16 protein-coding genes are annotated in these 17,895 nt (G+C 62.6%); 7 read left to right on the top strand and 9 right to left on the bottom strand.

Features of this window, described 5'->3' with window-relative positions; all coding sequences use genetic code 11:
- Positions 1 to 132: 132 nt before the first annotated feature.
- Complete coding sequence (locus tag NEZ08_RS19350; protein ID WP_298110398.1) at positions 133 to 1,734, bottom strand: NAD(P)/FAD-dependent oxidoreductase; 1,602 nt, start codon at positions 1,732 to 1,734, stop codon at positions 133 to 135.
- Between the two features lie 145 nt (positions 1,735 to 1,879).
- On the opposite strand from NEZ08_RS19350, the gene NEZ08_RS19345 reads away from it, so the two are divergent.
- Entirely contained in the window at positions 1,880 to 4,150 is a 2,271-nt protein-coding gene (locus tag NEZ08_RS19345) for a fused MFS/spermidine synthase (protein WP_298110397.1), read from the top strand.
- Between the two features lie 218 nt (positions 4,151 to 4,368).
- Here the strand turns inward: NEZ08_RS19345 and NEZ08_RS19340 are convergent, their stop codons facing one another.
- Positions 4,369 to 4,671: a hypothetical protein gene (locus NEZ08_RS19340; protein WP_298110394.1), complete on the bottom strand. Its 303-nt coding sequence runs from the start codon at positions 4,669 to 4,671 to the stop codon at positions 4,369 to 4,371.
- Here NEZ08_RS19340 and NEZ08_RS19335 point away from each other — a divergent pair.
- Both NEZ08_RS19335 and NEZ08_RS19330 read left to right on the top strand, forming a co-directional pair.
- On the top strand, positions 4,670 to 4,879 hold the full coding sequence (locus NEZ08_RS19335) for a hypothetical protein (protein ID WP_298110391.1): 210 nt from the start codon (positions 4,670 to 4,672) through the stop codon (positions 4,877 to 4,879). The two genes, NEZ08_RS19340 and NEZ08_RS19335, sit on opposite strands and share 2 nt — an antisense overlap.
- Positions 4,880 to 4,908: 29 nt before the next feature.
- Positions 4,909 to 6,174 carry a Spy/CpxP family protein refolding chaperone gene (locus NEZ08_RS19330; protein ID WP_298110388.1) on the top strand — a complete coding sequence of 422 codons (1,266 nt, stop codon included), beginning with the start codon at positions 4,909 to 4,911 and terminating at the stop codon, positions 6,172 to 6,174.
- 99 nt (positions 6,175 to 6,273) lie between these two features.
- On the opposite strand, the gene NEZ08_RS19325 is transcribed toward NEZ08_RS19330, so the two are convergent.
- The gene (locus NEZ08_RS19325; protein ID WP_298110386.1) at positions 6,274 to 7,620 is read right to left on the bottom strand and encodes a TAXI family TRAP transporter solute-binding subunit; all 1,347 of its coding nucleotides are present in this window, start codon (positions 7,618 to 7,620) and stop codon (positions 6,274 to 6,276) included.
- 409 nt (positions 7,621 to 8,029) lie between these two features.
- Between NEZ08_RS19325 and NEZ08_RS19320 the strand changes: the two genes are divergently transcribed.
- Positions 8,030 to 8,248 carry a hypothetical protein gene (locus tag NEZ08_RS19320; protein ID WP_298110383.1) on the top strand — a complete coding sequence of 73 codons (219 nt, stop codon included), beginning with the start codon at positions 8,030 to 8,032 and terminating at the stop codon, positions 8,246 to 8,248.
- A 692-nt stretch (positions 8,249 to 8,940) separates the two neighbouring features.
- Here NEZ08_RS19320 and NEZ08_RS19315 read toward each other — a convergent pair.
- Entirely contained in the window at positions 8,941 to 9,741 is an 801-nt protein-coding gene (locus tag NEZ08_RS19315) for a L,D-transpeptidase (protein WP_298110378.1), read from the bottom strand.
- Between the two features lie 317 nt (positions 9,742 to 10,058).
- Between NEZ08_RS19315 and NEZ08_RS19310 the strand changes: the two genes are divergently transcribed.
- On the top strand, positions 10,059 to 10,337 hold the full coding sequence (locus NEZ08_RS19310; RefSeq protein WP_298110525.1) for a hypothetical protein: 279 nt from the start codon (positions 10,059 to 10,061) through the stop codon (positions 10,335 to 10,337).
- 154 nt (positions 10,338 to 10,491) lie between these two features.
- On the opposite strand, the gene NEZ08_RS19305 is transcribed toward NEZ08_RS19310, so the two are convergent.
- Together NEZ08_RS19305 and NEZ08_RS19300 are read right to left on the bottom strand one after the other, a co-directional pair.
- Positions 10,492 to 11,253 (bottom strand): ABC transporter permease, encoded by a 762-nt coding sequence (locus NEZ08_RS19305; protein WP_298110375.1) that lies wholly within the window; start codon positions 11,251 to 11,253, stop codon positions 10,492 to 10,494.
- Positions 11,250 to 12,173, bottom strand: coding sequence for an ABC transporter ATP-binding protein (locus tag NEZ08_RS19300; protein ID WP_298110373.1), 924 nt, complete (start codon positions 12,171 to 12,173; stop codon positions 11,250 to 11,252). Before NEZ08_RS19300 ends, NEZ08_RS19305 begins: the two co-directional genes overlap by 4 nt.
- Positions 12,174 to 12,396: 223 nt before the next feature.
- Here NEZ08_RS19300 and NEZ08_RS19295 point away from each other — a divergent pair, with 223 nt between their 5' ends.
- Positions 12,397 to 13,587 (top strand): ABC transporter substrate-binding protein, encoded by a 1,191-nt coding sequence (locus tag NEZ08_RS19295; protein WP_298110372.1) that lies wholly within the window; start codon positions 12,397 to 12,399, stop codon positions 13,585 to 13,587.
- Positions 13,588 to 13,666: 79 nt separating this feature from the next.
- Here the strand turns inward: NEZ08_RS19295 and NEZ08_RS19290 are convergent, their stop codons facing one another.
- Together NEZ08_RS19290 and NEZ08_RS19285 are read right to left on the bottom strand one after the other, a co-directional pair.
- Positions 13,667 to 13,939, bottom strand: coding sequence for a hypothetical protein (locus tag NEZ08_RS19290; protein ID WP_298110369.1), 273 nt, complete (start codon positions 13,937 to 13,939; stop codon positions 13,667 to 13,669).
- A gap of 15 nt (positions 13,940 to 13,954) precedes the next feature.
- On the bottom strand, positions 13,955 to 15,097 hold the full coding sequence (locus NEZ08_RS19285; protein ID WP_298110366.1) for a DUF2336 domain-containing protein: 1,143 nt from the start codon (positions 15,095 to 15,097) through the stop codon (positions 13,955 to 13,957).
- Positions 15,098 to 15,295: 198 nt separating this feature from the next.
- Between NEZ08_RS19285 and NEZ08_RS19280 the strand changes: the two genes are divergently transcribed.
- Positions 15,296 to 16,975: a carbamoyltransferase C-terminal domain-containing protein gene (locus NEZ08_RS19280; RefSeq protein WP_298110365.1), complete on the top strand. Its 1,680-nt coding sequence runs from the start codon at positions 15,296 to 15,298 to the stop codon at positions 16,973 to 16,975.
- Between the two features lie 53 nt (positions 16,976 to 17,028).
- Here the strand turns inward: NEZ08_RS19280 and NEZ08_RS19275 are convergent, their stop codons facing one another.
- The gene (locus tag NEZ08_RS19275) at positions 17,029 to 17,892 is read right to left on the bottom strand and encodes an aldose 1-epimerase family protein (protein ID WP_298110364.1); all 864 of its coding nucleotides are present in this window, start codon (positions 17,890 to 17,892) and stop codon (positions 17,029 to 17,031) included.
- Between the last annotated feature and the right edge of the window lie 3 nt (positions 17,893 to 17,895).

Below are 17,895 nucleotides of genomic sequence, written 5' to 3'. Positions count from 1 at the left end.
TCGCTGTCGTCTCAAGCGCTTGCCGGCCTTTCCCCGAGATTCATCAACGGGTGGTCGATGCGCCGCTCGGGCTGCGTGATCTTTCGATATCCACAGCCCATCCACATCTCATCCCCAGGCTATCCACTGCCTTTACCGGAATAATCCCCGGTGATCCCGCAGGATCATTTGCGCGGCGTTATGGCCGGGTGCGCCGGTGACCCCGCCGCCGGGATGAGCGCCCGAGCCGCAGTGATAGAGCCCCTTCAGGGGGCCGCGGTAGTCGGCGTGGCCGAGTATCGGGCGCGCTGAGAACAACTGATTCAGCGTGAGCGCGCCGTGAAAGATGTCACCGCCAAGCAGACCGAACTGTCGCTCGAGGTCCAGCGGCGAGAGGATCTGGCGTCCGATCACGCTGGCCGCAAAGCCCGGCGCGTATTTGTCGACGGTTGCGATCATGAGGTCGGCGACTTCGTCGCGGCGGTCATCCCAGGAGCGGCCGTCCGGCAGTTCCGGCGCGACATGCTGGCAGAACAGGCTGGCGACATGCTGGCCCGACGGCGCGAGGCTATCGTCCAGCGTCGAGGGGATCAGCATCTCGACCACGGGCGCGCGGCTCCAGCCGTGTTCGCGTGCGTCCAGCCAGGCGCGGTCCATGTAGGCAAGGCTTGGCGCCAGGATGATGCCTGAGGTGAGGTGATCCCCGTCGCCCGGCAGCGCGGTGAAAGACGGCAGGGCGCTCAGCGCCACATTCATGCGGAAGGTGCCAGAGGCGTTGCGCCAGTGCTGCATGCGCCTTCGAAAATCCTCCGGCAGCGCGTTTGACGGCACGAGCCGGGTGTAGAGAAGCTTTGGATTGACGCCGGACACGACGTATCGCGCGCGCGTCGTCTCGCCGTTGTCAAGTACGACGCCCGCCGCGCGGTCGCACTCGACGATCACCTCGCGCACGCCGGCTTCACACGTGATTTCGGCGCCGGCCGCTTTGGCCGCATGCGCGATTGCCTGGCCGATCGCGCCCATGCCGCCGATGGCATGGCCCCAGACCCCCCTCTTGCCGTTCACCTCGCCGAAGGCGTGGTGCAGCATCACATAGGCCGAGCCCGCTGCGTAGGGCGAAGCATAGTTGCCGACGATGGCGTCGAAGCCGAACAGCGCCTTGATCAGGTCGCTCTCGAACACCTCGTCCAGCATCTCGCCGGCCGAGCGGGTGAACAGGTCGAGCAGCATGCGTTGCTGCTCCAGCGACAGGCCGCGCAGGATATTGGCGGTGCCGAGCGCGTTGAAGCTTTCGCGGATCGCGCCCACGCCGAAGCCGTGGACCAGGTTCGGCGGCGCACGCAGGACGAAAGCGCGCAAGACGTCGGCGATCTCTTCCAGTCTGCGGTTGAAGCCATCGAGCGCTTCGGCGTCCCGCGGGCTGAGCTTTGCCAGGGAGTCCTTGGTGCGGCCTTCGCCGGTCAAAAGGTAACGGTCGTCCGGCGCCGGGAGAAAATTCTGCGCGCGGCGCTCGACGATCTTCAGCCCATGCTCGGCGAGTTTCAGGTCGGAAATGATTTTCGGATTGAGCAGGCTCACGGTGTAGGCGGCGACCGAATTGCGGAAACCCGGGACAAACTCTTCGGTCACCGCAGCGCCGCCCACGACCTTGCGGCGCTCGACCACGCGCACCCTGAGTCCCGCTTTCGCGAGATAGGCTGCGCAGGTGAGCCCGTTATGGCCGGCTCCAATGATGACGACGTCGGTTTCGTTCATGTGGGCTTCAAACAGAATTTGTCACGATGAGTTACATAGCGAACCGCTGGCGACCAGCACAGCGGTTTGATTGCAGTTCGCATTGCCCGCATTCCCGCTCTATGCTCCATTGCGCCGCCCTGCCGCGCCGATTACCGGAGTTTTCATGCCCGCTGCCGAATCGAAGACAGGCCAGCCGTCGGTCTCGCGCAACCGCCTGGTGCTGCCGGTCTATACGGCGGCGATCTTCGTCAGCGCCTTGCTGTTGTTTTCGGTGCAGCCGCTATTCACCAAAATGGTGCTGCCGCGGCTCGGCGGCTCGCCGGCGGTATGGTCCGTGGCGATGGTGTTTTTCCAGTCGCTGCTGCTGATGGGCTATGTCTACGCCCATCTTCTGATGCGGATCAATAACCGTCTGATCCCGATCCTGGTGCACGTGGCGGTCCTGGTCCTGGCGTTCGCGACGCTGCCGCTTGCGATTGCCGTGCGCTGGGGCGAACCGCCGACCTCAGGCTACGCGATCTGGCTGCTCGGGCTATTTGTCGCCTCGATCGGCCTGCCGTTCTTCGCGCTCGCGGCGAACAACCCGCTGCTGCAGGCCTGGTTCGTTCGCACCGGCCATCCCGATGGCACCGATCCTTATTTCCTCTATGCCTCGTCCAATATCGGCAGCTTCCTGGCGCTGTTGTCCTATCCATTCGTGTTCGAGCCGATCTTCACACTCAGGATGCAGAACCTGCTCTGGACCGGCGGCTACGGCCTCCTGATCGCCCTGATCGCGGCCTGCGGCCTGTTGCTGTGGCGGTCTCCGGCGCTGGTGCCCGATAGGGTCGTGGCCGAAAGCGAGGTACCGCCGCCATCTCTCGCGACGCGGGCGCGCTGGGTGTTCCTGGCCGCGGTGCCCTCCGGCCTGCTGATCGCGGTGACTGCGCATATTTCGACCGACGTCGCTGCCGCGCCCTTGCTGTGGGTGCTGCCGCTCTCGCTTTATCTGCTGACCTGGGTGCTGGTATTCCAGACACGCCCGTTATTGCCGCACAAATGGATGCTGCGGGCGCAGCCGGTTGCGATCGCGGGCGTCATCGTGCTGCTCGCCGTGGGCGGCGAGCAGAATCTGCTGCTGACGCTCGGCGGACATCAGCTCGGCTTCTTCGTCATTGCGATGGCTTGCCACGGCGAACTCGCGCGTACGCGGCCTCCCGCAAGATACCTCACCGGCTTCTATGTGGCGCTGTCGTTCGGCGGCATGGTCGGCGGGCTGTTCGCCGGGTTGATCGCGCCGAATGTGTTTTCCTGGATCGCGGAATATCCGGTGCTGATCGTGCTCGCCGCGTTGTGCCGCCCGATCGGCAACGAACGCTGGCCAGGCCTGAGCCGCTGGCTGTGGCCGCTTGCAGTCGCGATCGCGCTCCTCCTGATCGTGCCGTCGCAGATGAGGGGCGAGATGTTCGAATGGTTCGAGGCGCATCGCGTTTATCTCGCGGGCGGCGTCGCGGTTCTCGGCATGTTGCTGGCACTGGTGTTCGACACCGCGCGGCTCAAGCTTGCGGCTATCGCGGCATTGGCGCTGGTATTGGTGCGCGTCTATCCCGCCGATGACGGGCGGGTCGATACGGTGCGCAGCTTCTTCGGCGTCCACAAGATCGTGACGACGCCGGGCGGCCGTTACCATGTCCTGATGCACGGCACGACGATCCACGGTGCGCAGAAATTTCTCAATGTCGACGGCACGCCGGTCGCGGGACGGCCCGAGCCGATCAGCTACTATCACAAGGACGGCGGCATCGGTCAGGCGATCACCGCGGTGCGCGAGCGCAAGGGGGCGCCGTTGCGCGTCGCCGCGATCGGCGTCGGCTCCGGCACGCTGGCCTGCTCGGCCGCGCCGGGCGAAGCCTGGAAGTTCTTCGAGATCGACCAGACCATGGTCGATACCGCGCGCGATTCCAGATATTTCACTTACGTCCAGAACTGCCAGCCTGATTTCAGGCCGGTCATCGGCGACGCGCGGCTGACATTTGCGCGCGAGGCGGACGGACTCTATGACCTGATCATCGTCGATGCTTATTCATCGGACGCGATCCCGATCCATCTCGCCACCCAAGAGGCGATGAAGATCTACAAGGACAAGCTCGCGCCGCAAGGCGTGGTGCTGATGCATGTCTCGAACCGTCATCTGGAACTCGCAAGCGTCGTCGTCGGGATTGCGGACGCGAACGGGATGAAGAGCTGGGTCTATGACGAAGATTCCGGCCGCGACGACGACTATATCTTCGCGACAAATGTCGTGGTGTCCGCACGGGCGGATGCTGATGTTGGCAAGCTCGCTGCTTCCGACAAATGGGAAGCGACCGATGCCAAGGCGGACCAGCGGGTCTGGACCGACGACTACTGCAATGTGCTCGGCGCGGTCTATCGCCGCCTTCGCGACGGCGAATAGCGCCTGAACAGAACTCGATTCTGAAATCGATTTTAGCCTTCCGCCACAGTCAGCCGGAACCCGCCCGGCAATCTCCGCGTTTGCTGAGATATTGTCGAAATTGTGCCGCTGTGCGGCCTCGCGATCTGGCTAGTGCGATGCCAGCACCGCCGTTGGGTGGGAGGAATACGATGTCTAACGTTAGATGGTTGTCGGTCGTTGTGTTGTCCGTTGGACTATCAGCCGCTGCGTATGCAGGTCCGCACGGCGGCGGAGGTGGCTTTCATGGTGGTGGCGGAGGCGGCTTCCACGGTGGTGGGGGAGGCTTCCATGGCGGTGGTGCACACTTCGGCGGTGGCGGCGCGCATTTCGGCGGCGGCGGAGCGCACTTTGGTGGCTTCCACGGCGGCGGCGGACACTTTGGCGGCTTCCATGGTGGCGGAGGGCATTTCGCCGGCGGGCATTTTGGTGGTGGTCATTTCGGTGGTGCGCGCGGTGGACACTTCGCCGGTGCGCGCGGTGGTCATTTCGGCGGTGCGCATGGGGGACACTTCGCGGGTGCGCGTGGCGGGCACTTCGCTGGTGCACGCGGTGGCGGGCATTTCGCGGGCGGCGGACGCGGCGGCCGCGGCGTCGCCGGGCGAACCGTTGGCGGAGCAGGCACCCGAGCCGCATTTTCGCGGGCGGCGGGCGGCAGCAGCTTCCGCAACAGTCACGCCGCGATTGGCCACAATGTTGCCGGCGGTCTAAATCATGGGGGTCTGAATCATCAGGGCGCGATGCGCGCCAACGCCGTTCATAACGCGCTTGCCGGCCGCAACGTTGCCGGTGCCATGCGTAACCACAATGCGCTGAACAATCCGGGTAACCGCGCGCAGATCGCAGCGGCAGCGGCGACGGCCGGCTGGCGCGGCCGCAATGCCGGGTGGAATCATGGCGCCTGGAATGGCGGCTGGTGGCAGCACGGCAACGGCGGCTACGGCTGGGTCGGTCCGCTGTTCTGGCCGTTCGCCTACGACGATATGTACGACTACGCGATGTGGGGCTACGGCCCCTCGTTCTGGGATTACGGTTATGGCGACATCTATGCCGGCATCTTCTCGCCCTACGACTATGAGGATCTTGCTGGTTATCTGCCTTACGGCGACGGCGGATATGGTGGTTACGGCGGCTATGCTGGCGGCGGATATGCTGGCGGTTATGCCGGTCGCGGTACCGCATCGTCGTCCGGAGGCGCAGCCGCGCCGAGCCAGCCGAACGAAGTGGCGCAAATGTGCGGCCAGGACACTCAGGACATTGCCGGTCTGCCGATCGACAAGATCCAGCAAGCCGTCAATCCGAATGACGAGCAGCGCAAGGCGCTCGACGATCTCGCCAATGCGTCCGTGAAAGCGGCCCAGCTGATCAAGGACGCCTGTCCATCACAGGTCGCATCCACCGCGCCCGGCCGGTTGGCCGCGATGCAAACGCGACTCGAGGCGATGATCTCTGCGATCAACATCGTCGAGCCTCCGCTCGATCATTTCTGGGGCCTGCTCGGTGACGAGCAGAAGTCGCGGCTGAACGCTCTTGGCGAAGAACAGCGTCGTGGCCGCGAGAACCAGGGGACGATGGCGCAGTCCTGCGGCAGCGGACAACCGGGCGCGACCGATTGGCCGGCGGCCGAGATCGAGCGAAAGGTGCATCCAACCGCGGCCCAGCAGGCGAGCCTGAACAATCTGAAGGATGCCACTGCCAGGGCCGCCGACATGCTCAAGGACACCTGCGAGCCCAACGAGGCGCTGACGCCGCCGGCACGGCTCGCGGCCGCAGCCAAACGGCTGGATGCGATGTTGCAGGCAGTCGAAACCGTCAAGCCGGCGCTCGACGATTTCTACGCCCAACTGAGTGACGAACAGAAGGCGCAGTTCGAATCGATCGGGCCGTCGCGTGATGTCCAGGCCTCGGCTTCGGATGAGGGGACGAGCCCTGCGCCGCGCCACCACTACCGCCATCGCTATCACGCCAGTGCGGCTGGTATCATCCGCCGTCTGATGGGGTTCTGAAACGCGGACTCGCTTCACCTCTCCCGCTCGCGGGGAGGGGTGAAGCATATTTGGCGATCCGGATGAGAGCTTTCTTCAGCGAAGCGTCCCGCGGGTCTTTCAGTGATCGCCGCCGTAGTTTGCAAGCTTCTGGATGGGAGCTCTGGCCGAGCTGACGTTGATCATCGCGCGGCGGTCGGCGACTGCGCGATGAAATTGTTCGAGCACGAGGCTGTAGGCGGACAGATCGCCTTCATCGATCGCGCCGTCGTCGTAGCCTTCAAGCGTTTCGCGCAGGAATTCGTCGGCTTCCTCCTGAAGGGCATCAAGTTCTTCAGGAGAGTCCGTCTTTCGCACCTGTGCGATATGCGCCAGCAGTTTGTCGCGGTGTGCACCGGTGAGTGACCGCTCATTGCGCTTCAGGTAATGGCGCAACCACGCCGATGCCGAACCGAGCACCGAGAGTAGCAAGACGCCGCCCCAGATATAATCGCTGTATTTGTCGAGGAAGGTGCGTTCGGTGCCGTCGATATAGGCCGCCGCGCCCGGATGTGCGGGGATCGCCGCATCCTTGTCGGTGTCCGGCTTCTCGATCTTGGAGGCGGCCGGGTTCTCCCTGATGAGCGCCGGCCGCACGTTGAACAACGCCCGCGTGAATGCTCCGGCCGCCGTGTCGGACAACGACTTGGTCGCGACGATCAGGTGGTTGACCCCGACGGTATCGACCTGATCGTCGGGGCGGGCAGGGGAGGTCGTGAACGAACTGCCTGGAATTTCCTCGGCCTCATAGAGCGGATGCTTGTGGGCAATCGCCTCGGAGACGTCGATGGCGAGAAAGGCCGGCTCGCCGCGCAGCCGCGCCGTCGTGACGATGGCATCCGTGGTGATCTTGCTGTCGAGCGGGCCGACCGTCATGAAGGCGTCGATGCTGGGATCTTTCACCATGTCGGTGATCTGCGAAACGGAGAATGATGAAATCGCCACCTTGGCGGGATTGACGCCGGATTCGCTCAGGATCACCTTGAGAAGCGTGACGTTGACGGCGGTACGGCCGAGAATTCCGATATGATGTCCTTCGAGATCGGCGATCTCCTTGATCTTCGGCTTGCTGTCTTTCTTGCCGCCCTTCTTCGGCGCGCCTGAAGGCGCCCACAGCACCACGACGTTCTTGCGCAGGATGGCAAGCGATCCTGCCCCCTTCGGCATGTCCTCGTCGGCACGGCCCACCGCGAGATCGGTCTCATGGGCTGCGAGAAGCCCGAGGCTTTCGACCGGGCCGGCGGTCGTGATCACCGTCAGGCGGACCGGACTTCCTTCGGTAATGAACGTCTGTGCCAGATTCTGGATCAGTTTCTGGTCCTCGCTTCCGGCAGGCCCGACCGCGATGCGCAAGGTGGTCGGCCGCCACAGCAGGAATGTCGCGCCGCCGATCGCCGCAAAGATCAGAAGCGCGGCGGCAATGAGCAAAAAAGGCGACCCTCTTTTCCTCGCTCCGGAAGCCAGGTTTGCGTTCACACGGTCCATTACAGGCATTCCGCCGCCAAGATGAAATGAGACGCCCGGCAATCGCCAGACGCCTCCAGGATGCGCTGGATTATCCTAGCACGCCCCGCTATCCCGGGGGCTAGCATTCGCGTCATTTGCAAGCCTGCACCTTTGCGAATGTCGCGATCAGAGAAGCGGATTTTCTGCGCCGCTGATGGCCGGGCTCTGACATTTGTACTATATCGGGATGAACGACGTTGGTGCTTGCGGAATCGGGTTCGTCGTGGAGGTTCGTAATGACGGCCGACGATGGTGCTGTGCAGAACCGGCTGGACCCATCGGGGATTGTGGAATCGGCAGTTTGGTCCATCTGGTGCGAGGAGAGCGGGTGGTGCGATGGCGAGATCTGCTTTGCCTGATAGCACTTGCGGCAGGTCTGTCGGCCTGTCAGGAGCCGGACTATACGCCTGAGCAGAAGCTCTGCATTGCCTCGCGCTATGCCGCCTACGACGCCCGGCAGCTCAACCAATGTGTCGATGTGTGCCGCGTCTGCATGAAGGGCAACGTGGTGACCTGCAACACCTCGTGCCGGCTGCGCGGCGCGAGCTAGACCTCGCTCGCTCCAAGGGAAGGAGACTCGGGTGTCATTTGGGTTAACGCCGCAAAGCCCGGCCCGCGCCTGAGTCAGGCCTTGACCGGCCTGCCGAGGCATTGAATCATTCGTGCTTTCAGGCGTAAGCCCCAAGATGTTTGAGATTGGTATTATTAGTATCATTGTTCTGGCGGCCGGCTATTGGGTTACCCTTTGGCTGATGAGCCGTCATGACGACGTCCTGCATGGCGATTTCGTGCATGCCGACGACACCTTGGGGATACCCGAACCATCGGATCAGCCCGCGGAGCGGCCGCCATTCCCTCCGAGGCCTGTGATCAGGCGTTCAGCGGCCCCGCGAGCTGCGATCAATGGTGTCGGTGCGAGGTCTGCTGCCGCAAAGCCCGTCCCCGCCGCGATGCCGTCCACATCCTCGTCTGCGGCACCTTCAGCGCCAGCGTCGCCTCGCGCGGATCGAACCGAAACGCTGCAAGCGCTGCTGGCCTCCATCAAGCGGGACTTGAAGGACGCCTCGCAGCTTTAAGGTTAGCGGGATCGAGTTCAATAGCGCCGCAATGGTGATGTGCTCCCTCTCCCTTTGGCAAGAGGGTTGGGGCGAGGGATACGCTGCATCGGGCTTCTTTCGCTCTCACCCGCCTTCGCGCCGACCGCTTCCCGCGGGAGAGGTGAATTGCTTTCCAGCGTGATCGTCAGTTCGAATAATAGGAGCGCTGCTGCTGCTGATAGTAGCTGCGCTGCTGCTGGTAGGGATTTCCCCAGGCGTCATAACCCTGCGGCTGCTGCTGATAGTAATCGGCCTGCCTGTCATAAGAACGTCGCACGCCGCGAGGCGCCGGATAGCGCTGGTCGGTCGAGCTGCCATCGGCCGGATAGATATAGCCGTCGTCGGCCTGCTGCTGCACAGGATGGCGGCCGGGGAAGAACTGCGGCTGCGGCGTGAGCATGATCGGCTGTCCGGAATTCGAATATTGCTGCTGATATGGCTGCTGATACTGCTGGTCGGGCTGCGAGGGTTCGGCGCGCGCGATCGCGGTGTTGCCGCGCTTGCGGGCGATCGCCACCGTGGAGGAGCCGGTCAGCGTCACAGTGGTGTTGAGCACGCCCTGCTGTTCGACCAGCGCGTAGAGCGTCGAGGCGTTGGCGCGCGACAGCCGCACGCAACCGTGAGAGACCGGCATGCCGAGACTTCTTTCGGATTCGGTGCCATGAATCGCATGCCCGATCTTGGTGAAGAAGATCGAATGCGGCATCGGCGCGTCGTCGAATTCCTTGGAGAAGTGATCCGCTTCCATGCGGAAGGTGCGGAAGGTGCCGTTCGGCGTCTCGTGCGATGGATTGCCGGTGGAGACCGGCCAGTGATAGCGCGTGACACCGTCGACGGCGACGGTCATCATCTGGGCATCCTTGTCCACCGTGATTGAAACTTTGGCCTGTGCGGCACTCGCGGCAAACAGCACCAGGGTCGTCGCAGCAACGAGAAGGGAACGCATTTTACCTCCGGCCTACAGGCCTCGATTTCGCACCGCACCCCATCCCACCGCCTTAATATGCCGGAATTCCGCTGCTGGTTCCACCATGGCTTTCGCATCGCCGAAACGTGTTTGGCGCATCGCGCCGTCATTAACCACGCGGCAAAGCTCGAGGATCTGCCTTTATGGTCGTGGTCGCGACAGCGCATTGATGGAGGACGGGAACCCGAACCTCACGCCGGCGTTATCAGCGTACCATTCATGGCTGGAGGAATTCGACGATGGCGAAGAACGAAGGGGCAGTCACGGCAGCGAGGCATGCCGTTGAAATTGGAACTATGCGCGGGCTGGCAGTCCTCGCTTCTGCGCTGGCGCTGCTCGCCATTCCCCAATTTGCGCATGCGCAAGGCCTGGTCGGCGGCATGGAGCGGGGCGCCGCGCAAGGTTCTTACGACGGTGGCCGCGCCGCGGGTCCGGTGGGAGCCGCAGTTGGTGGTGCGGTCGGCGCCGGCGTCGGCGGCGCCGTGGGTGCGGTCGACGGCATTCTCGGCATCCCCGGTCCCCGTTGCCGCGGCTACTACAATCGCTATGGCCACTGGCGCTGCTATCGATATTGAGGATATCCGCTCCTTCTCCCTGCTTGCGGGGAGGAGGCTGCGGTTGGGGGATTAAACCCACCCACGACCGTCACGAGTTGCCTCTCACCCGGATCGCTGGTCTGATCCGGCGTCTCCCCTCCGCGGGGCGAGGTGAGCTGAAATGACGTACCGGTCAATTCTTCAGCCGGTATCCCGTTTTGAAAATCCAGGCCACCACGACCATGCAAGTGACGAGAAACGCCAGCGTCATACCGATGCTTACGGTGACGCTGACGTCGGCGATTTCGTAAAAGCTCCAGCGAAAGCCCGAGATCAGATAGACCACGGGGTTGAGCAGCGTAACGGTGCGCCATCCCGATGGTAGCATGTTGACCGAATAGAAGCTGCCGCCGAGGAAGGTCAGGGGCGTCACCACCAGCATCGGGATCATCTGAAGCTTCTCGAATCCGTCGGCCCAGATGCCGATGATGAATCCGAACAGGCTGAATGTGACGGCGGTGAGCACCAGGAAGGCCAGCATCCAGATGGGATGATGGATATGTAGCGGCACGAACAGGCCGGCGGTGGCGAGAATGATCAGGCCGAGGATGATCGATTTGGTCGCCGCCGCGCCGACATAGCCCAGCACAATCTCGAAATAGGAAATCGGCGCGGAGAGAATCTCATAGATAGTTCCGACGAATTTCGGGAAGTAAATCCCGAATGACGCATTGGTGATGCTTTGCGTCAGCACCGACAGCATCACCAGTCCGGGTACGATGAATGTGCCGTAGCTCACGCCTTCGACCTGCGTGATGCGCGAGCCGATCGCAGCGCCGAAGACGACGAAATAGAGCGAGGTCGACACCACGGGCGACACGATGCTCTGCAGCAGCGTGCGCCAGGTGCGCGCCATTTCAAACCGATAGATTGCGCGGATGGCCCGGAAGTTCATGGCTGTCGCACCAAACTCACGAAGATATCTTCCAGCGAGCTCTGGCTGGTCTCGAGATCGGCGAAGCGGATGCCGGCATTGCGCAGATCGGCAAGCAGGCTGGTAATGCCGGTGCGGTCGCCCCTGGTATCGTAATTGAAGATCAGCTCATCGCCGGCATTCGAGAGCTCAAGCTGGTAGGAGGCGAGCGCCGGCGGGATTGCGCCGAGGCTCGATTGCAGGTGAAGCCTGAGCTGCTTCTTGCCGAGCTTCTGCATCAGTTGGGCTTTCTCTTCGACCAGGATGATCTCGCCCTTGTTGATGACGCCGACACGGTCGGCCATCTCCTCGGCTTCGCCGATGTAATGGGTGGTGAGGATGATGGTGACGCCGGCAGCTTTCAGGGCCCGCACCACTTCCCACATGCCCTTGCGCAATTCGACGTCGACGCCGGCGGTCGGCTCGTCGAGAAACAGCACCTGCGGCTCATGCGACAGCGCTTTGGCGATCATCACCCGGCGCTTCATGCCGCCGGACAGTGTGACGATCTTGGAATCCTTCTTGTCCCACAACGAAAGGTCCTTCAGCACCTTTTCGATATGGGCCGGGTTCTTCGGCTTGCCGAACAGACCGCGGCTGAAGCTCACGGTGGCCCAGACCGTCTCGAAGGCATCGGTGTGCAATTCCTGCGGCACAAGCCCGATCATGGTGCGCGCAGGCCGCGCGTCGGAAATGATGTCGTGGCCGCCGACCGTGATGCGGCCGCTGGAGAGATTGTTGATGCCGCAGATGATGCTGATGAGCGTGGTCTTGCCGGCGCCGTTCGGCCCCAGCAGCGCGAAGATTTCGCCCTTCATGATCTCCAGATTGATGTCCTTCAGGGCCTTGAACCCGGAGCCGTAGGTCTTGGAGACGTTGGAGATGGAAATGATGGAAGGCATGGCGGCCGAGGGGCAGGTCTCGTGAAGGTTTTTGGGAGCCGGAGAAAAAGGCGGGGCGGGACGTACACCGGACCTCAGATAAGTGAAAGGAATTTTTGCGCAATCCCGTGAGGCGCTTTTGGCGGTTGTCCGCGGGCGGCCGGCGCTTATCCTTGTAACAGGAAATGAATCAAAACAGCCGGTCAAATGGCCGGTTTTTCGGAAACGCCAGGGCTTTGTCAGCATGATGTCAGCATGTAGGAATTTGTGCGCCGTTTCGCTGCTCGCGATGTTTGCGGCGCTGCCACGCGCGGGCCACGCGGCCGAAGCGACCATCAAGCTCGGCAACACCGCGCCCTATAGCGGGCCGGCTTCCGCCTATGGCACCATCGCCCGCGCTGAGGCCGCCTATTTCCAGATGCTGAACGACCAGGGCGGCATCAACGGCCGCAAAATCGAATTTATCACCCTGGACGACGCCTACTCGCCGGCCAAGACGGTCGAGCAGACCCGCAAGCTGGTCGAGCAGGACGAGGTGCTGGCGATGTTCTCGTCGGTCGGCACCGCGCCGAACATCTCGGTGCAGAAATATCTCAACGCCAGGCACGTGCCGCAGATTTTCGTGTCCTCGGGCGCGACACGCTGGAACGATCCCGCGCATTTTCCCTGGACCGTGGGTTTCAACCCGACCTACGAACTGGAAGGCAGGCTTTACGCGCAATATATCCTGAAGACCAGGCCCGACGCGAAGATCGCGGTGATTGCCCCGAATGAAGACGCGGGCAAGGATTATGTGCGCGGCTTCAAGGAGGGGCTCGGCGAGCACATCAAGCAGCTCGTCTCGGAGACGACTTACCTTACGGCCGACCCAACCATCGATTCGCAAATGGTGACGATGCGCGAATCCGGTGCGGACGTCTTCTTTGCGGAAGCGACTCCGAAATTCGCCGCCCAGGCGATCAAGAAGGCCGCGAGCATGGGCTGGAAGCCGCTGATCATCCTGCCCTCGGTGTCGAATTCGTTTTCGGCGGTGCTCGAGCCAGCGGGCCTGGAAAATTCGGTCGGCGTCGTGACCGGGCTTTATCTGAAGGACCCCAACGATGCGCGCTGGGCCAACGATCCCGCGCTGAAGGACTGGTTCGTCTGGATGAAGAAGTACCAGGCGAATGCCTCGACCGGCGATCTCTACAACGTGCAGGGTTACACCGTGGCGCAGATCATGGCGCTGGTGTTGAAGAATTGCGGCGACGATCTTTCCCGCGAGAACATTCTCAAGCAGGCCAAATCGCTGAACGGGGTGGAAATGCCGATGCTGCTGCCCGGCATCAAGGTCTACACCGATCCGAACAATGTCACGCCCATCCGTCAGATCCAGATGGCGCGTTTCGACGGCAAGTCGTGGGTACTGTTCGGCGAGGTGCTGGGAGAGAAGTAGGCCGCCTCTGGAAATCGTCGCTCCCGGCGTGCGCGGAGACGGCGAGAACAATGAGCCTGCAGTCTTAGAGCCTGCAGTCTTACTGAAAATAGTTATTGATGATGCGCAGATCCGAGAGCTTCGGCTGCTGACCGTTCATGCTCGCCTCGATCACCCGGCGGCAGACTTCGGCGGTCGCCTCGTCCTTGAAGTCGTTGGCCGCTTCAAGCACCGTGCGCGCGGTATCGAGCGCACCGCCGTCCTGCTTCGGAACATCGGATCGCTCGGTCGTGGCGCCGCCCTTGCGGCCAAAGCCTTGCCCCGCGGCCTTGCCGAAAGCGGGTACACCCTTGCCAAACGGTATAGCGTTCATGCCAGCCTCCCATGATCAGGCGTATAGCGCGGCCTTGAGGCCGGCATCGGCCGCCGTGCCGCCCTTGCGCGACTGGCAGAAGGCCAGCACGCTGCGCGACGTTTCGATGTTGAGCCGGCCGTAATCATTTTCGAGAGTTCGGAGCTCGCTGGCGGTGATCCGGTGATCCTTGGCGCCGAGGAACAGCAGCGCCATCATCGTGTCCCACGAGAAATCCTGTGCCTTGCACAGGATCAGGAGCATCTCGCGATTCTTGTCGAGCAGCACGCGCTCGACCATGTCGGTCGGCAGGGAGCAGAGCAGCGACATGCCGATGGTGACCTCCTCGAGGCGGTGCGAGCGGGCATAGCCCGAGATCGAGGACTCGTTCAGATTGCCGAGCCGGTGCTGCGTCGTCACCACGCGCTTGGCGACGAAATGGCCGCGCGAGGAGGGGCCGAATTTCGACTGCAATTCGCCGGCGAGGTCGCTCACTGAGGACTGGATTTGCCGCGCCATATCCGGACGCTCGCGCTCCAGCCGTTTCTTCACATCGTCAGTCGCTTTCGCGATCAGTTGCTGGAAGACGTGCCGCGGGATGTCCTTGCGCAGGCCAAGCTGTTCGGCGAGGATGGAATCGCCCTCGGCGCGCTTGACCATGTTCAGGAAGCCGAAGTCGGAGAATTTGGCGCCGCTGTTGCTGGCTACCGATTTGACGACTTCCTGGTCGCCGCGCTTGACCAGTTCGTCGGTCACGCGCTCTTCGAGCGTCTCGCGCTGCGAGATCGAGAGCATGTGCGCCTGGCTCTTGGTGCAGGCATTGGCCACCAGCGCATAGGTCTCAAGCTGCTTCGATTCTCGCAACACGGGGCCGGCGACTTCGATTGCGTCATCGAAGGCCAGCTTGTGAATGATATTGACCGGAGCCTGGTCGAAGTGCGCCAGCTTCTCGGACAACTGCGCACGGGCGGCGACCTCGATTTCGTCGGCCAGGCGCGTGACGACTTCGCCGAAAGTCCAGATCTCATCCTCGCTGAAGTTGCCCGCGATCATCAGGTCAGTCGTATGCCACAGCGCCCGCGCGCGGCTTGCCGGCGTCCCGCGCGAAACCGCTTCCTCGAGCTCGTCGATGAACGAGTTCGATTCTGCCTTCTTGACCGTCTTGAATTGTAAGCTCATTTGAGCAGCCAAATCCTTCGGCGCAACCTCATCTGTGAGCGACCATACAGGGCACGCGCAAGTTTTCGGTAAAAATGCCTGCGAAGTATTGTCGATCAAAATTCGTTAAAATGCGTCCCATCTGATTCATGGTCATGAACCGTTCAGTCACGGCCAACCACGCTTTGACGAGCTGAACGGCGACAGGAGTGTAGCGAATTGGTCAACGTCCTTGGAATCAACTCGGTCTACCACGAGTCAGCCGCGGCAGTGCTCGTCGACGGCAAGCTTGTGGCCGCCGTCGAGGAGGAGCGGTTCAACCGCATCAAGCATGGCAAGGAGGCAAGCTTCGACAACCCTCACCAGCTCCCCGAACGCGCAATCCGCCACTGCCTGAAGACCGCCGGGCTCTCCGCCCGCGATATACACCATGTCGGTTTTTCGTTCGATCCCAGGCGGCGGCGAAAATCATACCGCGCGGAATGGTGGGATCCGCGGCTCGAGGAAACCTTCCGCTTGAGGGTCGCTCAGGTGCCCGGGGCGCTCGACGAGCTCTTGGGACGCACGCTCGGCAAGCGGTTGCACTTCGTTTCCCACCACCTGGCGCATGCCGCCTCGGCCTACTTCCCGTCCGGCTTTGATCGCGCGGCTATCCTTACCATCGACGGCATCGGCGAGACCGCAGGCGCTTCGCTGGCCAAGGCCGTTGGCGCCGAGGTCAAGGAAATCGAGGTTTTCGACTATCCGCATTCCATCGGTTTCCTGTGGGAAGTGTTCAGCTCCTATCTCGGCTTCTCGCACTACGACGCGTCGAAAACCATGGGGCTGGCCGCCTACGGCAATCCGGCAGTCTACCGCGAGACCTTTCACTCGATCCTGCGCGCCGAGAAGGAAAACTATGGCATCGCGCAGGATGTTCTTGGTTCTCATCCGAACCAGGCCGCCACGATGGAGAAGATGTTCGGACCGCCACGCCAGCCCGATTCCGAATTTCTGCCTCGGCATGCCGACATCGCCGCAAGCCTGCAGGAGGCGACCGATGCAGCCGTCATGGCGCTCGTCCGTCGCATCAAGCGCATGGTGCCAGTCGAAAATCTGTGCATCGCCGGCGGTGTCGGACTGAATTGTGTGGCCAATGAAGTGGTGCAGAAATCCGGCGAGTTCGCCAATCTCTTCATTCCTTCCGCCCCGCACGATGCAGGCACGGCGATCGGCGCCGCTTTTATGGCGCATGTCGACACCCAGAAAAAGCCGCCGCAGCGCGGCTATTCGACGCCGTATCTCGGGCCGTCTTTCAAGCGGCGCGAAATCCTCGAGGCGGTGAAGGCGGCGGGCCTGAAAGCACGGCAGAGCAAGTCACCGGCGCGTGACGCTGCGAAAATGATCGCCGACGGCAAGATCGTAGCTTGGTTTCAGGGTCGCATGGAATTCGGGCCGCGCGCGCTGGGTAACCGCTCGCTTCTGGCCGATCCGCGCCGGCCGGAGATGCGCGATATCCTCAACCAGAAGGTCAAGCACCGGGAGGATTTTCGTCCCTTCGCGCCGAGCGTGCTCTCCGAACACGCCGACGAATGGTTCGACGTCGGGCCGCGTTCGGCAAGCCACGAGTTCATGCTGTTCACGCCGAGGGTCAAGTCCGACAAGCTCAATCGCATCCCTGCGGTCGTGCACAAGGACGGAACGGCCCGCGTGCAGCTCGTGAGCCGCAAGCTCAATCCGCGCTATCACGAGCTGATTTCGTGTTTCCACGAGCTGACCGGCGTGCCGATCGTCGTCAATACGTCCTTCAACGACAGTGAACCGATTGTCTGCACGCCGACCGACGCGATCGTCACCTTCCGCAAGTCCGGTATCGACGCGCTGATAATGGACGACGTAGTCCTGACGGCGCAGGGTTGAACTCATCGTCTTTGCAGCACGGGATCAGACAAGCGCGCGTTCGAGCCGTCTGTTCAACCAACCGAAATGCGATAGGAGAGGACTTCGCTCGTGCCGGGCTCGATTTTCATGATGCCGGGCTTGTCGACAAATTCGCCCCCAAAGTCCAGCGGTGAGGCGAACCCGCGCCACGGTTCGAGGCAGAGAAAGGGCGCGCCGGCTGGTTTCGACCATATGCCGAGCTCGCGAAAGCCTTGCCATTGCATCGTGATCGCCGGGCCGCGGTCGGCGGCGTAGCGTATGCTGGTACTTGCCGGGTGATCCAGAATCACGGCGTCGTCGGTGAAAAGCTGTTCGGAGAGGGCAAGATATTTGCCCGTGACCGGCGTCGGCTCCGGCTTCTCGCGCAGCAACCCATCCTTCAGGCGGCGAATGGGTGCGGGCTCCTCATTCGAGAAGTGGATTCCATAGGCTTGCTTTGGCAGTCCCGGCAAAAGCGGCCAATTGAATGCGGGATGACCGCCGAGCGAAGCCGGCAGCGTTTCGCCGCCCGTGTTGGTGATCTCGAAGTGCACGTCCAGATGGACGTCCTCCACCGCGTAGGTCACGGCCAGCCGAAACGCGAACGGAAAGCACCGGCGGCTTGCCGGGTTGTCCGTGAGGGCAAGGGTGCAGGATCGTGATCCGCGCTCCCGCCAGTCGAACGTCTGGTCGCGGGCAAATCCGTGCTGGGTCATGGGGTAAGTCTTTCCCCGGTGCCGCAGCTCGTCGTTCTTCAGCCGCCCCACGATGGGAAACAGGATCGGCGAATGCCGCGGCCAGGCCGGGCCGGCCTGCCACAACAATTCGAGTCCTTCGACGTTTTTCAGCGAGCAAAGTTCGGCGCCGTCCGCCTTGATGGTCGCTGAAAGTCGGCCGCCTTGCAGGGTGTGATCCATATC

The organism is Bradyrhizobium sp., assembly GCF_027451485.1.
In the GTDB taxonomy this organism is placed as follows: domain Bacteria; phylum Pseudomonadota; class Alphaproteobacteria; order Rhizobiales; family Xanthobacteraceae; genus Bradyrhizobium.
The sequence above is the reverse complement of the archived record's forward strand: the minus strand, read 5'-3'. Positions and strand labels throughout refer to the sequence as shown.

Excerpts from the sequence above, each read along its gene's own strand:
- NEZ08_RS19300 (WP_298110373.1), bottom strand. The coding sequence starts at position 12,173 with ATGCCTTCCATCATTTCCATCTCCAACGTCTCCAAGACCTACGGCTCC.
- NEZ08_RS19350 (WP_298110398.1), bottom strand. The coding sequence starts at position 1,734 with ATGAACGAAACCGACGTCGTCATCATTGGAGCCGGCCATAACGGGCTC.
- NEZ08_RS19285 (WP_298110366.1), bottom strand. The coding sequence starts at position 15,097 with ATGAGCTTACAATTCAAGACGGTCAAGAAGGCAGAATCGAACTCGTTC.
- NEZ08_RS19290 (WP_298110369.1), bottom strand. The coding sequence starts at position 13,939 with ATGAACGCTATACCGTTTGGCAAGGGTGTACCCGCTTTCGGCAAGGCC.
- NEZ08_RS19275 (WP_298110364.1), bottom strand. The coding sequence starts at position 17,892 with ATGGATCACACCCTGCAAGGCGGCCGACTTTCAGCGACCATCAAGGCG.
- NEZ08_RS19295 (WP_298110372.1), top strand. The coding sequence starts at position 12,397 with ATGATGTCAGCATGTAGGAATTTGTGCGCCGTTTCGCTGCTCGCGATG.
- NEZ08_RS19315 (WP_298110378.1), bottom strand. The coding sequence starts at position 9,741 with ATGCGTTCCCTTCTCGTTGCTGCGACGACCCTGGTGCTGTTTGCCGCG.
- NEZ08_RS19345 (WP_298110397.1), top strand. The coding sequence starts at position 1,880 with ATGCCCGCTGCCGAATCGAAGACAGGCCAGCCGTCGGTCTCGCGCAAC.
- NEZ08_RS19310 (WP_298110525.1), top strand. The coding sequence starts at position 10,059 with ATGCGCGGGCTGGCAGTCCTCGCTTCTGCGCTGGCGCTGCTCGCCATT.
- NEZ08_RS19330 (WP_298110388.1), top strand. The coding sequence starts at position 4,909 with ATGCGCGCCAACGCCGTTCATAACGCGCTTGCCGGCCGCAACGTTGCC.
- NEZ08_RS19335 (WP_298110391.1), top strand. The coding sequence starts at position 4,670 with ATGGGGGACACTTCGCGGGTGCGCGTGGCGGGCACTTCGCTGGTGCAC.
- NEZ08_RS19340 (WP_298110394.1), bottom strand. The coding sequence starts at position 4,671 with ATGCGCACCGCCGAAATGACCACCGCGCGCACCGGCGAAGTGTCCACC.
- NEZ08_RS19305 (WP_298110375.1), bottom strand. The coding sequence starts at position 11,253 with ATGAACTTCCGGGCCATCCGCGCAATCTATCGGTTTGAAATGGCGCGC.